16 protein-coding genes are annotated in these 14,041 nt (G+C 48.7%); 1 reads left to right on the top strand and 15 read right to left on the bottom strand.

What is annotated here, in order from left to right; genetic code table 11:
- Positions 1-133 precede the first annotated feature (133 nt).
- The 5 genes from spoIIID to ACEN86_RS18405 form a co-directional block, all read right to left on the bottom strand.
- Positions 134-418 carry a sporulation transcriptional regulator SpoIIID gene (spoIIID, locus tag ACEN86_RS18385; RefSeq protein ID WP_127198417.1) on the bottom strand — a complete coding sequence of 95 codons (285 nt, stop codon included), beginning with the start codon at positions 416-418 and terminating at the stop codon, positions 134-136.
- A 158-nt stretch (positions 419-576) separates the two neighbouring features.
- Positions 577-1,317 (bottom strand): peptidoglycan DD-metalloendopeptidase family protein, encoded by a 741-nt coding sequence (locus ACEN86_RS18390; RefSeq protein WP_495631929.1) that lies wholly within the window; start codon positions 1,315-1,317, stop codon positions 577-579.
- 97 nt (positions 1,318-1,414) lie between these two features.
- A complete protein-coding gene (gene spoIID, locus ACEN86_RS18395) occupies positions 1,415-2,989 on the bottom strand; it encodes a stage II sporulation protein D (RefSeq protein ID WP_495631930.1) in 1,575 nt (524 codons plus the stop codon).
- Between the two features lie 277 nt (positions 2,990-3,266).
- Positions 3,267-4,613, bottom strand: coding sequence for a UDP-N-acetylglucosamine 1-carboxyvinyltransferase (gene murA, locus ACEN86_RS18400; protein ID WP_495631931.1), 1,347 nt, complete (start codon positions 4,611-4,613; stop codon positions 3,267-3,269).
- 314 nt (positions 4,614-4,927) lie between these two features.
- Entirely contained in the window at positions 4,928-5,185 is a 258-nt protein-coding gene (locus tag ACEN86_RS18405) for a DUF1146 family protein (protein ID WP_495631932.1), read from the bottom strand.
- A 339-nt stretch (positions 5,186-5,524) separates the two neighbouring features.
- On the opposite strand from ACEN86_RS18405, the gene ACEN86_RS18410 reads away from it, so the two are divergent.
- The gene (locus ACEN86_RS18410; protein ID WP_495631933.1) at positions 5,525-6,220 is read left to right on the top strand and encodes a copper homeostasis protein CutC; all 696 of its coding nucleotides are present in this window, start codon (positions 5,525-5,527) and stop codon (positions 6,218-6,220) included.
- 130 nt (positions 6,221-6,350) lie between these two features.
- Here ACEN86_RS18410 and ACEN86_RS18415 read toward each other — a convergent pair whose 3' ends face one another.
- From ACEN86_RS18415 to ACEN86_RS18460, 10 genes are all read right to left on the bottom strand, one after another.
- Positions 6,351-6,764, bottom strand: a complete 414-nt coding sequence (locus ACEN86_RS18415; RefSeq protein WP_495631934.1) for a F0F1 ATP synthase subunit epsilon — start codon at positions 6,762-6,764, stop codon at positions 6,351-6,353.
- Between the two features lie 171 nt (positions 6,765-6,935).
- Entirely contained in the window at positions 6,936-8,336 is a 1,401-nt protein-coding gene (gene atpD, locus ACEN86_RS18420) for a F0F1 ATP synthase subunit beta (protein WP_495631935.1), read from the bottom strand.
- Between the two features lie 92 nt (positions 8,337-8,428).
- Positions 8,429-9,295 (bottom strand): ATP synthase F1 subunit gamma, encoded by an 867-nt coding sequence (gene atpG, locus ACEN86_RS18425; protein ID WP_495631936.1) that lies wholly within the window; start codon positions 9,293-9,295, stop codon positions 8,429-8,431.
- 175 nt (positions 9,296-9,470) lie between these two features.
- Positions 9,471-10,985: a F0F1 ATP synthase subunit alpha gene (gene atpA, locus ACEN86_RS18430; RefSeq protein ID WP_495631937.1), complete on the bottom strand. Its 1,515-nt coding sequence runs from the start codon at positions 10,983-10,985 to the stop codon at positions 9,471-9,473.
- A 24-nt stretch (positions 10,986-11,009) separates the two neighbouring features.
- On the bottom strand, positions 11,010-11,549 hold the full coding sequence (locus tag ACEN86_RS18435; protein WP_495631938.1) for a F0F1 ATP synthase subunit delta: 540 nt from the start codon (positions 11,547-11,549) through the stop codon (positions 11,010-11,012).
- Positions 11,546-12,034: a F0F1 ATP synthase subunit B gene (atpF, locus tag ACEN86_RS18440; RefSeq protein WP_495631939.1), complete on the bottom strand. Its 489-nt coding sequence runs from the start codon at positions 12,032-12,034 to the stop codon at positions 11,546-11,548. The genes ACEN86_RS18435 and atpF overlap by 4 nt, the downstream gene beginning before the upstream one ends.
- A 120-nt stretch (positions 12,035-12,154) precedes the next feature.
- Positions 12,155-12,379, bottom strand: coding sequence for a F0F1 ATP synthase subunit C (gene atpE, locus ACEN86_RS18445; RefSeq protein ID WP_127198428.1), 225 nt, complete (start codon positions 12,377-12,379; stop codon positions 12,155-12,157).
- A 78-nt stretch (positions 12,380-12,457) separates the two neighbouring features.
- Positions 12,458-13,276, bottom strand: a complete 819-nt coding sequence (gene atpB / locus ACEN86_RS18450; RefSeq protein ID WP_495631940.1) for a F0F1 ATP synthase subunit A — start codon at positions 13,274-13,276, stop codon at positions 12,458-12,460.
- A gap of 30 nt (positions 13,277-13,306) precedes the next feature.
- Positions 13,307-13,687 (bottom strand): ATP synthase subunit I, encoded by a 381-nt coding sequence (locus tag ACEN86_RS18455; protein WP_127198430.1) that lies wholly within the window; start codon positions 13,685-13,687, stop codon positions 13,307-13,309.
- On the bottom strand, positions 13,680-13,934 hold the full coding sequence (locus ACEN86_RS18460; RefSeq protein ID WP_495631941.1) for an AtpZ/AtpI family protein: 255 nt from the start codon (positions 13,932-13,934) through the stop codon (positions 13,680-13,682). Before ACEN86_RS18460 ends, ACEN86_RS18455 begins: the two co-directional genes overlap by 8 nt.
- Positions 13,935-14,041: the final 107 nt, after the last annotated feature.

The following is a 14,041-nucleotide window of genomic DNA, read 5'->3' on the forward strand; positions in this document are numbered from 1 at the left end:
AAAAATATCATACTTTGGGGGACGTATTCAATCACAATCCTGTCTTTTTTAGCAGGAAAACAGCCCTGATCTTGTCGATTCCATGAAAATCATGCATAAAAATATTTGTGACGTTTGGAATACTAAATTAGGACTAATTTACTGCCGAAATGACCTCCCGTTTGGAGGGTGTTGTTTTTTTATACTTAATTTTGGTCGCCTCTCCTCCACGTAGATGCCGAATAGATTTGTGGTACTCCAAAATATGCTTCACCTGGTCAGCCAGATCCGGGTTGATCTCCGGAAGCCGTTCGGTCAGGTCCTTATGCACCGTGCTCTTGGACACGCCAAATTCCTTGGCGATCGTTCTTACTGTATGCCTCGTCTCCACGATGCAGCGGCCTATCTTAATGGTACGTTCCTTGATGTAATCATGCACGCTCCCGCCTCCCAACTCGAGATAGTTTGGTACAGTATATGAGGGGCGTGCCCATATATTCTTTGTTTCCAAGCCTGACAAGCCTTGGGATGGCCTATTTTTTGCATGACACACCAAAAAGACGGGGAATCTCACGATTCTCCGTCTGGGTAAAGCCATTATTTTTGTGGAAGCAGAGTGGCCGGGTTCACGGGTGTACCGTTCTCATATACGGCAAAGTGAACATGATTGCCAAGATCCTTCTCCAGCTCACTACGTCCGGCGCTAGCCAGCGTATCGCCTTGTTTCACTTCAGCATCTTTCTTCACTTTGACGTCAGCCAAGCTTTCGTACACTGTCTTCAGGTTATTGGCATTGGTAACCTCCACCACATAACCTGACAATGGAGTCTGTTCTACACGAGTAACTTTGCCGGCCAGTGCGGCTTTGACTTCAAAGGTCTTGTTGTCTCCGCGAGCCAGGTCAATCCCTGTGTTCGGGATAAACGTATCGTTGTACTTCACGATCGCAGCAACATGGTCCTCAGCTGAAGCGTCTTTGTCGTAAAAAGGTTTAACGACCGTAACATCGGCGGCATTTGCCACCGGCCATACAAGATCTTCCGGCGTTGCAACAGTAGGTACAGATTGACCTGCTTCATTCTTGCTTGAATCTACAACCGGTGTGTTATCCACATTCGCGGTTACCCCTGCAGTTTCCTTGACCTGCGGCTTATGGCTGGCATCCTGGTAGACCCACACTAAGGTTAGTATGATTGCCGCGGTGGCCATGTATGCTGCCGGGTATACCCACTTTCTTGACAACAGCCTTTTCCATGAGGACGCCTGTACTACCGGCTCTCCTAGTCCAATTTTAGGAGATTCCTCATTCTTTTGATTCTTCTGATTTTGATCATTCATAGTTTATCACCTCAGTAACAAGTGTTACCGGGGACAACTCTTTTATACTTCGGCTATACTATTTTTTTGAAAAATATTCCTGAGTGGTTGGTCCGCCTTATCCCTTAGGCAATAGCCTGGAGGCTTGGTCGAAGGAGATTCCGGTGTAATAGTGTTTGAGAATCTGAGTTACTGTATAACCTTCCCGGGCCATTCCGTTGGCCCCCCACTGGCTCATCCCAACCCCATGCCCATATCCGTAAGTGGTAATCTTGACCTGATCTCCTGCTATATCAAAACGGAATTGGCTTGAGCGCAGGCCCAGCTTCTCCCGGATCTCTCTTCCGCTGAACTTCCTCCCGCCTATCTCAGCTTCTTTAACTCTATGCCCTGTTGTACTAGACAAGATTTCAAAAAGATTCCTGCTATCCTGGTTCTGCCCTGCTGCTGCAGGCACGCTTGCCTGGTTAAGACCGAGCTTCTGGAACACACTGGTGAGCTTCAAGGTCACCGTCTCCTTATAAGTCGGGTCAAGCTTCGCATCCCAGGGACTTGCCACACTGCGAAGATAAGGAATCTTCTGGTTCCAATATTCTTCCGAATTCTCGGTATAGCCGCTGCTCGCAGAGAAGAAGGAAGCGGTAATAGGCTTGCCTTGATAGGTCATAATGATGCCTGCTGTATCCTGCACGGCCTTCTTGACTTTGGCCAGCTTGTCAGCTTCGCCGTCCTTCTTCCACTTCGCCAGGGCGGCCCGTGACAGATAGGCCTGATGGGCCACGGTATCTGTTACATTGGCGGCTCCGCCCGGTACGCCGCTGACGTCCTCATCCGCCAGCCTGCGGACGATAAAAGTCCGTGCGGCGATGGCCTGGGCCTTAAGTGCCTCCAGCTCGAAGGTGGCTGGCATCTCGGCTGCAAGCACGCCAGCCACATATTCTTCGAGCGGGAGTGTCTCCACCACGCCGGTCTTCGAGAGGTAGACTCGGACCGGTGTCTGGTCCGCCTGCGCCCGGGCAGCCGGCGCAGGCACCGGCTTCGCCGGAACCCGGACCGGCGCGGGCTGGGGCACCGCGCCCGGAGCATGCCCCCCGCGCAGGAGCGTAACCAGCGCGGGCAGTACCAGGGCCGCCGCCGTCAGCACGGCCGCGGCGGCCAAGATCTGGCGGTCCTTTCTTCCGAATCTGCGGAAGAAAGGACCGCGGGCCCAAACCCCCACGCGAACGCGAGTGCGGGGCGGCTCGCCCGCGCCGGGCGGCGGCGTCAGCGCGCCCGGCGGGCGGTGCCAGTGCGGGCCCGCGTCATGCGGGGCCCGCGGGGGTGCCGTTGGCCCCGCTGGCGCAGCCGCGGGGCCGGGGGCGGTTCGCCCAGCTGGCGAAGCGCTGGGCGTCCCCGCCACAGCTAGCCGCGGCGGCTCATCGCTATGCACCTGGGGTGCGGCCTGCCCGCTTTTTACGTCACCTTGCCGCTCCAATTCTCTTGGCGTCCCCCCATTGCCAGGAACACCTGCAGGCTTTGGCCGCTGACCGGCCGAATGAATCCTACGACTTTCTTCCCCGGCTGCTGCCGGTAGATATTCGGTGAGCTCAACACTATTCTCACCTGGTTTGATATCGCTCAAGCGGGTCTCCCTTGAGCCTGACCCATAACCAGGCGTTAATGTAACTTTTATAGAAGCTCTCTTCTCCTTCATGCTGTTCGTAACCCCCATCCTCCAACGAGCGTACTTAGCCAGCCTGTTCCCTATTGGCTGGTCAGGTTATTCTAGCTTTTGCTCGTTATATCTTTTCGCCAATATACTTATAGATATGAGTTTTAATCAGGAGGTAGAACCTGCATGAGATGGCTGTAGATCAGCTTGTATATTAAGACAAATCGATTCACTAGGAAGCGCAATGTCTCTAATGACATATGAAAAAAGAACCCCCGCCGTAGGCAGAGGTTCTCTCACTTATTATTTAGAATGTAATTTAAGCCAGTGTAGGCTGTACTTTAAAAATGCCCAGTTCTTCCTGAACGGTTGAAGACTTCTCCAAGCCTGAAGCTCCCACCTCTTCGTCCATGGATACACGCCAAATGTTAGCTCCAAGTCCTTGCAGCTTCTCCGCCAGATTCACATATCCGCGGTCAATGTGGTGTGTACCACTAACTTCAGTAGTTCCTTCAGCAACAAGTCCCGCAATGATCAGAGCCGCACCTGCGCGAAGATCCGTTGCACACACTTTAGCACCCTTCAGGTTCGATCCGCCTGTAACAATCGCGCTGCGGCCTTCTACCTTGATCTCGGCATTCATCAAGCCGAATTGCTCCACATGCATGAAGCGATTCTCGAATACCGTCTCTGCTACGACACTCGTTCCTTCAGATTTAAGAAGGAGAGCCATCATCTGAGACTGCATATCCGTCGGGAAGCCTGGATAAGGAAGGGTCTTCACATCTACAGAACGCAGCGGTTTGTTCGCAGTTACGCGAACTCCGTTCTCCTGGATGTCTATAGCCACGCCCATCTCCTCAAGCTTGGAGATGACAGGTCCGAGATGGTCCGCAATTGCACCTTCTACGAAAACATCGCCGCCAGTAATGGCTGCTGCGATCATAAATGTTCCTGCCTCTACACGGTCAGGAATGACTGTATGATCTACACCATGCAGCTTCTCGACGCCTTCAATGCGGATCACGCCTGTTCCCGCACCGCGAATAATAGCACCCATACTGGTGAGGTAATTCGCAAGATCGACAATTTCCGGCTCTTTCGCTGCATTTTCGATAATGGTGGTGCCTTCTGCAAGCGTAGCTGCCATCATAATGTTCTCCGTTGCTCCGACGCTGGCTACATCCAGATAGATCTTCGCCCCGCGAAGTCTGCCGTCAGACTTGGCTTCAATATAACCTTGACCCAAATTGATCTCAGCACCCATGGCCTCAAAGCCCTTGAGATGTTGGTCAATCGGTCTAGTTCCTATTGCACAGCCGCCAGGCAGTGAGATTCTTGTATGTCCCATGCGTGTAAGCAGGGGTCCCATGACCAGGAAAGATGCCCGCATTTTGCGTACCCACTCATAGGGAGCTTCACAGGATACGAGTTGCTGCGCATCTACCGTGATCACTTCCTGCTCGTATGTAACAGCAGCTCCTAGATGTTCCAATACTTTATTAATCGTCATCACATCATCAAGTGGTGGTGCATCTCTTATGATGCTGACCCCTTCTTCACCCAACAAAGAGGCTGCGATAATGGGCAGCACTGAGTTCTTAGCTCCGCTGACTTTGACGTTCCCGGTCAACACATTGCCACCGCGGACGATAAATTTGCTCATCTTGTTTCCCTCCGCGCGTTCATTTTCTCTCTTTTCAAACATTTGAAAAAAGTATCCCGCTAATTCACTAAGTTTCATGATAACATGGTTTATTTGCATGGCTCAAGAGTTTGTTAACATAAGAATATCGTTAGCGCTGTGTCTCACAAAAGCCCATCTGCGCTCTACAACCATAACCATATTCTCTTACCATACTGGGATAATTACGGAGCATAAGATCCATATTTCCATTGTTAACACAATGTTTCGTTGTTATTCGACATTTCACACTCACGGAATATTTCCTATGAGAGATATAACCAAACGTCTGAATATTAAAACATGTATCTAAGCATCCGAGTATAGCCCCAGTAATCCAGAACAAAAGAAGCAACGAAATGCCCCAAAATTACGGCCAGCAGCAAATGCAGCAGCTTACCTTGAGGTCCTTTGGGGTTGCGTACAATCAAATCCAGCTTTAAATTCTGCAACGCCCAGAAGGCTACTGCAATGCTAACCAGCGATACGATGATAGCTGTCAGACCACCCACAGCTATACTTGACGGCAATTGACTCACCGTATTTGAATCCACTCGGATTCCTCCTCGATCACGCTTATAATTTATGCGGGCAACCCAAAAACGGTTAATCACACCATAAATTATATCGGCTATTCGTGAGATAAACTGAAGACTGAAGTTCCTTCACTTTACCCACAGGATTTGCGCAATTTTTTAAATTGATTTTACAAAAACAAAGACCTTCTATATCATACTTGCCAAGCATGTAATAATCCAGCTTTTTTCATGCTTTTTCAAATTTTGTCACATGAAAGCGATTTATTTAACAAAGTATAACTATAAATGCTTTTACAATCTAATTAACAGTGAAATAACTTATGATCTAACACAGTAACCTACGGGGGAATTTTTATGAAACTTGAAGTCATTACCTATACTCTTGCCGATGCAAAAATTGCTCACGCCGCCGGAGCCGACCGGATTGAAGTCATCACAGCCCCCTTGGAAGGCGGTCTAACCCCCAGTCTCGGTCTTGTGGAAGAGATCCGTGAACACAGCAGTATTGATATGCGTATCATGGTCCGACCTCACAGCCGACACTTCTGCTACGATGCTGATGATGTCCAGACTTTACTTAGAGATACGCGCAGGTTCAATCGCTTAGGGATTGATGGATTTGTATTTGGTGCCCTCACGCCTGAACGTAAGGTGGATGAGGAACTGTTACATAGGGTTATTGAGGCGGCCGAGGGTCTTCCTATCACTTTTCACCGGGCATTCGATGAGACTGCAGATCAGGTGGAGGCGCTCCTAACGTTAAGCCGATTTCGTGAAGTCACCCATGTTCTAACCTCTGGCGCCAAGCCTTCAGCTGCCCAGGCTGTAGACACTTTACAGCGGCTTAGGGACCTAGCCATTGAAGCTGGCCATCTTGAACTTATTGCCGGGGCCGGACTAACCGTACATGGACTTGCTGATTTCATACGGGATACGGGTATCACCGAGGTTCATCTGGGCTCCGGCGTCCGGGTCAACAACCATATTCTTGAACCGCTTGATCCCGGCTTGATCTCGGAAGCTAAGGAACTGATTCAGCAGTCTCTCTGATTCTATATCCATTTCATGAGAGGTTAGGCTCTATACTTGTAACTAATAGATTCTCTATCTAATCAGGTACAAAAGAAAAAAAAGGGCATTCCCCTCGGTCACACGACCTGGGAAATGCCCTTCTTCATAACTATTCCTTGCCTCGGGAAGAGACGTTGATACGGGTAATCGCTCTTTGCAGTGCCAGTTCCGCACGGCGGTGATCCACAAGATCCTGGTTACCACCTGAGCTTAGACGTCGTTCAGCGCGCTCTCTCGCCGCTCTGGCACGTTCTACGTCAATGTCAGTTGACATCTCTGCGCTTTCGGCCAGAATGATCACTTTCTCCTTTTGCACTTCAACAAATCCGCCATGAACAGCTAGAGTTGTAGCCGTTTTTCCCGTTCTGATGGTGATCGGTGCCACTTTCAGCGGTGTAACCAAAGGAAGGTGACCGGCCATAATGCCCAGTTCCCCTTCATCACCACGTACAGATACACTGTCCACCTGCTCGGAGAATACGATGCGCTCAGGAGTAACAATTTCTAATAAAAAGGTGCTCACTTGCAACCCTCCTAAAAGCTACCCTGATGATAGCTATCTTCGTAAGCACTGCTTAGTCTTCCTGCAAGGAAAACTATATCGTTAAGCATCCCTCAGCTTGCCAAGAGATCGTCTTGTACTTGGATTAATTCTAATGCCTCTAGCAGATAAGCCTATGACACAGGCGTTAGCTTATAGGGACTTAGCTTTCTCCACTGCTTCTTCAATGGCACCAACATACAAGAAGGCAGCCTCTGGAAGTTCATCGTGCTTACCGTCAAGAATTTCTCTGAAACTACGAACGGTATCTGCAATCGGAACATATTTACCAGGGAATCCGTTAAATGCTTCCGCAACGTGGAAAGGCTGGGACAGGAAGCGCTGAATTCTACGGGCACGACCCACGATCAGCTTATCTTCCTCACTGAGCTCATCCATACCGAGAATCGCGATGATGTCTTGAAGCTCTTTATAGCGCGCCAAAAGCTGTTTAACACCTTGAGCTACGTTATAATGCTCTTCGCCGACAACCTCTGGAGTCAGAATCCGGGAGCTGGATGCGAGTGGATCTACGGCTGGGTAGATACCCATCTCGGAGATTTTACGCTCCAAGTTCGTTGTAGCATCCAAGTGCGCAAATGTAGTCGCCGGAGCCGGGTCAGTATAGTCATCCGCAGGAACGTAGATCGCTTGGATCGAAGTAACGGAACCCTTCTTGGTAGAAGTAATCCGCTCTTGCAATTGTCCCATTTCTGTTGCGAGTGTAGGCTGGTAACCTACCGCTGAAGGCATACGTCCGAGAAGGGCGGATACTTCAGAACCCGCTTGAGTAAAGCGGAAGATGTTATCGATGAACAGAAGCACGTCGCGTCCTTCTTCATCACGGAAATACTCGGCCATAGTGAGACCCGTCAAGGCAACACGAAGACGTGCACCCGGTGGTTCATTCATTTGACCGAACACCATTGCTGTTTTATTGATAACGCCGGAATCCGACATCTCATGGTACAAGTCATTACCTTCACGTGTCCGCTCACCTACACCGGCGAATACGGAAATACCACCGTGCTCTTGAGCGATGTTGTTGATAAGCTCTTGAATGGTTACCGTCTTACCTACACCGGCACCACCGAAGAGGCCGATCTTACCGCCCTTTGCATAAGGAGCAAGCAGGTCGATAACCTTAATTCCTGTCTCAAGAATTTCAGCTTGTGTAGAAAGTTCATCGAAAGCCGGTGGCTGACGGTGAATTGGATTCTTAACCGTAGTTGCTGCTGCGCCTCTGTTGTCGATCGTCTCACCAAGAACGTTAAAAATACGTCCAAGTGTGCCTTCGCCGACAGGTACAGAGATTGGAGCGCCTAAATCTTCAGCTTCGGTTCCACGTACAAGACCGTCTGTAGAAGACATGGCAATACAACGAACCAGGTTGTCACCCAAATGGTTGGAAACTTCAAGAATCAAATCAGTGACATTTCCCTGCTGATCGTTCTTCAAAACTTTAATGGCATTGAAAATCTCCGGAAGCTGACCACGGTCAAATTCAACGTCGACAACCGGACCCGTAATGCTGACAATGCGTCCTTTGCTCATCTCTTTCGTTTCCCTCCTCAAAGTTTGCGGAGCTAAGCCTTAGCCCTACTCAACATGCCGAGTACCCGCAAACTGTCATTAATACTTAATTATTAGGATTGAGCGTTCGCACCGGCCACAATCTCCGTAATTTCTTGAGTGATTGCCGCTTGGCGAGCGCGGTTATAGGTCAGTGTCAATTCACCGATCATTTTGCTTGCATTCTTGGTCGCATTACCCATCGCAGTCATCTTGGCCCCAAGCTCACTTGCTTTACCTTCAAGCAGAGCTCCGTAAATAATGGTCTCCGCGTACTTTGGAAGAAGCACCTGAAGAACACTTTCCGGAGAAGGCTCGTACTCGTAGCTGGCCTTCGCACCTGAAGCAGATGCAACCGGCTTTTCAAATGGAAGAAGGCGGTTAATGGTTGGCACCTGGGTAATCGCATTAATGAATTTGTTATAGCAAATGTAGATCTCATCGAACTGCTCGTCTTCAAAGCTGCGTACTGCCGCATAAGCCAAAGACTTGATATCGGCGAACGTAGGAGAATCTGATAGTTCTGTTACTTCCTCTACCACAGGAAGCTCTCGCCGTCTGAAATAATCACGACCCTTACGTCCTACAACAAATATTCCGTATTCTTCCTTAGAGGTATGGTTAGCTTTGATTCTATCCATAACCGCGCGGAGCATATTGGCATTATAACCACCAGCAAGTCCCGCATCGGAAGTAATAACGATATAAGCTGTTTTCTTAACCGGACGGGTAACCAGCATGGGATGTGAGATTCCTGTAGTACCCGCTGCAATTCCGTCTACGACTTCCTTCAGCTTCTCAGCATAGGGACGAGAGGATTGTGCCTTCTCTTGGGCTCTACGGAGCTTTGCGGCTGCAACCATCTCCATCGCTTTCGTGATTTGGCGGGTATTCTGAATACTCTTAATCTGACGCTTTATCTCGCGCATTCCTTTTGCCATGATTTCACCACCTCAAAGTTTTGGCAGCACCAAAACTAGCTTCGTAAGCCTCACTTCATTTTGGGACACCAAGGTTACTTCGCAAGGCGTATCCCTGGATTGGCCAACAGCCAAACTCCTGTAAACATGCGCCTTAGCTTTGAACTTGATATTCAAAGCTAAGCGCGTTGGTATATTAAGCCGATGCTGCAAATCCGTTTTTGAATTTCTCAATCGCGGCTTTCAGAGCTGTTTCATTATCTGCAGTCAGATCTTTGGTATCACGAATGGATTGCAGAACATCTGCATGATGGCTATCCATAAAGTTATGGAATTCGCCTTCAAAGCGGCGGATATCCGTAACTGGAATATCATCGAGATACCCTCTTACTGCGGTATACAAGCTGATAACCTGCTTCTCAACCGGAAGCGGCTGGTTAACCCCTTGCTTAAGAATTTCCATCAGACGTGCACCGCGGTTCAGACGGGCTTGTGTAGATTTATCAAGGTCAGAACCGAATTGGGAGAAGGCTTGAAGCTCGCGGTATTGGGCGAGGTCCAGACGGAGTGAACCGGCTACCTTCTTCATCGCTTTAATCTGAGCGGAACTACCTACACGGGATACGGAAATACCTACGTTAATCGCAGGACGCTGACCCGCATAGAACAAGTCGGACTCCAGGAAGATCTGTCCATCCGTGATGGAGATAACATTCGTCGGAATGTAAGCAGATACGTCAGATGCTTGAGTCTCGATGAAAGGAAGAGCTGTGATCGAACCACCGCCAAGCTCATCGCTAAGCTTAGCTGCACGCTCCAACAGACGGGAGTGCAGGTAGAATACGTCACCTGGGAACGCTTCACGACCTGGTGGACGACGAAGCAGCAAGGACAATTCGCGGTATGCCGCAGCTTGTTTGGACAAGTCATCATAGATGATGAGTACATGCTCACCCTTGTACATGAAGTACTCAGCCATAGCTACACCGGCATAAGGAGCGATGTACAGAAGCGGTGAAGGCTCAGAAGCAGAAGCGCTGACTACGATGGTGTAGTCAAGTGCACCGTGACGACGAAGCGTTTCAACCACGTTAACAACGGTAGATTGTTTTTGTCCGATAGCGACGTAGATACATTTAACACCGTTACCTTTTTGGTTAATGATTGCATCAATAGCAATCGCTGTCTTACCTGTTTGGCGGTCACCGATAATCAATTCCCGTTGACCCCGGCCAATTGGAACCATGGAGTCAATCGCTTTGATACCTGTCTGCATTGGCTCATGAACCGATTTACGGTCGATTACGCCTGGTGCGTTGTTCTCAACCGGACGGAATTCGGTCGTAGCAATTGGACCTTTACCATCGATTGGTTGTCCAAGCGGGTTCACTACACGGCCAAGCAAAGCTTCACCAGCAGGAACCTGCATGATTTGTCCTGTACGTTTCACTTGGCTGCCTTCGCGAATTTCGCTGTATGGTCCAAGGATTACGACACCGACATTGCTTTCCTCAAGGTTGAGGGCAAGGCCGAAGACGCCGTTATCAAATTCGAGGAGTTCGTTTGCCATTGCATTCTCGAGTCCGTGAACGCGGGCAATACCATCACCTACTTGAATAACGGTACCGACTTCAGCTACTTCGATTTCCGTTTTATATTGTTCGATTTGACTTTTGATCAGCGTGCTGATCTCTTCAGGTCTGATACTCAAGAATTTCACCCCTATCTTCAGTGCTTATCTTCGAAAAGACTTTTCAAGACGTTCTAATTTACCGGCAAGACTACCATCGTACAATGTGTCACCGATAACAACTTTCATACCGCCGAGCAAACTTGTATCAACCACGTTGTGAACGCGAATTTTCTTGTGAACAATTTCTCCGAATTCCTGAGCTACCTTGCGCTGCTCCTGTTCATCCAGAGAATAGGTTGTATAGACTGTGGCGTTGGCCAGGCCAAGCGCATCGCTGGAGATCTTGGTATAGCTAGCCAGCGTCTCCGGCAAAATATCCGCTCTGCCGCGCTCAATAATCAGCTTCAGGAACGAAATCACAGATTGTGACAGCTTCCCTTGAAGGCTGTTCTCAAGCACCTGCCATTTAGCATCCTCTGAGATGTTAGGAGAGTCAATGAAATTCAGAATCTCCTTATCCGAGGTCAATGCCTCTACAGCGGCCGTTAATTCCTGTTCCACTTCAAGTGTGCGGCCATCCTGTGCGGCAGCTTCATATAAAGCCTTGGCATAACGTTTGGCTACAACCGTTTCGCGGCTCATGATCTGCCACCGACTTCTTTAAGGTACTGATCTACCAGTTCTCCTTGAACGCTATCTTCCTTAACTTCCTTGCCAATCAACTTGGAAGCAATCTTCACGGAAGCTACGCCCACTTCTCCACGCAGCTGTTCAACAGCCTTGTTCTTCTCGTTCTGGATATCACGAACCGCTTCGTCTTTCAGACGTGCAGCTTCCGATCTTGCCAGTTCTACGATCTGAGCGGCTTGCTTACCACTGGTCTGCTTCGATTGTTCGATAATTTCGTACGCCTGCTGACGCGCTTCCTGGAGGGCTTGCTTCTGCTCCTCAACGTAGACGGTAGCCTGCTCACGAGTGCTAGCTGCTTCACTCAACTGCTGTTGAACGAGCTCGCGACGCTTCTCCATTACGGAGAAGAGCGGGCCGAAAGCATATTTGTTGAGCAAGATATACAGAATCAAAAACGCGATTAATGTAAATACAAAGGACTCCCAATGTAAACTCAAACCTGTCACTCCTTTCCGGTGCCGTAAGGTTCCTCTTTCAATAGTTCGAAATGCTCCGGTCTAAAAAGAAGGGCGCGGATGACTGTGGCCTTCCCCGCCAAACCTTTAAACATTTAATTATTAAGCTGCTCCGTAGAAAATGAACGCAAGTACTACCCCGATGATTGGAAGTGCTTCTACAAGGGCAACCCCGATGTACATCAAAGTCTGAAGGGATGATTTCGCTTCTGGTTGACGAGCGATACCTTCAACTGTCTTACTTACGATCAAACCGTTACCAATACCAGCGCCCAGTGCGCCCAAACCTACCGCGATTGCGGCTGCAATATATGCCATAACTCCCATTTCTAAGTCCTCCTCAGTAATTGTTTAAATTTATATTTCGGCTAAGAACAATCAAGCGCTGCTCTTAACAAGTTACATTTAGTGATCATCTTCAGCAGCATAAGTCTGCGAGATGTATAGAAGGGTCAACATTGTGAATACAAACGCTTGAATTGTACCGATAAAGATACTGAACGCCTGCCAAACAATCAAGCCGATTACCGAGAAGACGCCGCCTACAGGACCTATTGAGGTCAATCTCAGGATAACGGTGATCAGAACTTCTCCGGCAAAGATGTTACCGAATAGCCGCATACCATGCGTCAACGGTTTGGAGAATGTCTCAATCAAGTTGATTGGAAGGAAATACGGATACGGATGAACGTAATGTTTGAAATAAGCTCTCGTATTCTTGAACATTCCCAATCCATGAGACAGAAGGAACACCATAATAGCCAAAGCCATACTCGCGCTTGCATCCGCGGTCGGTGATTTCCACCAAGCCACTTCCACTTCAGGCTCTTCATTAGGATGCTGTTTGTGAATAGCTTCCATCTTCTCCGTGACCGACACTAGAGGTTGGCCAAAAATCTGCGCCTTCTCCGCATCGTGCACATCCGTAACAATCCCGAAAGGCAGACCCAGCATGTTACTTACAAAAATAAACATAATCAGAGTCATAGCCAAGGAGATAAAAGGTTTGCCCTTCTTCCAGTCCATGGTGCTGTTGGAAAGTCCTCTTACGAACTCAACCAGCCATTCCAAAAAGTTTTGCATTTTGCCAGGATTCTCAACCGATAGGTTGCGAGTGGCCAAGCGTGCGATAATAAATACAATCACGCAGCTTACAATTAACATTAAGACGATAGACAAATCGATATTTAGTCCGCCCAATTTAATAATTGGAGCTTCATGCATGTTTTCTCACCCCTTTCTCCGATAAAACGTTCAGTTTTCTTTCCGAGAAAATCGAAAGCCGATAAAAAGAATAAGAAACTGCGCCAAGACCAGACTACCAGCCACTGCGATTACATTAAAGTAACCGGGTGCTTTGAGAGCAAGCATAACGGCCAGAATGCTTAGGGCGGCACGAACTCCAAATCCCATACCACTGCGATTCCCCGCCTTGTTGGAAGCTACAGCCTCCGTTACTTTCTTCACCTTGTAGCCCAAATATAGGATGTTAATGAAGCTAACGCTCGACCCCAAAACCAACCCAAGAGCAACACTCCGATAAGACGGCAGGAATGCGGCGACCAGTAGGCAGAGGGCAAGAAAGTAAAGTGTCAGCATGGTTAATACCCTGCGGTATTTGGTCAGTTCATTCATCACTTTCCCCCATGACTGCTTTAATGATGGCAATGATACTTACAGCCCCGGCAAAGAGTCCAAGCAGCACTCCGAAAGCGGTCCCAATTCCCGATAAATTCCACATCTTATCAAGCCAAGATCCGACATAAAATCCGCCAAATGTACATGCAGCAAGACTACTTCCTACCGTAGTGACAAGCCCCATAGCTTTCAAAGGATTTCCCTTGTTATTACCGGGTTTTTTTGGCTTTTCAGGCCTGTTCATTATCATCCCAACCTTATAATCCCAGTTAATTTTACTTAATGTCACGAGACTTTGTCAATTGGCGGCTTACTGCGAAAACAGGCCTGAAAATATGAAAATTGTCACAG

It is taken from the genome of Paenibacillus sp. Paensp111 (genome assembly GCF_059492195.1).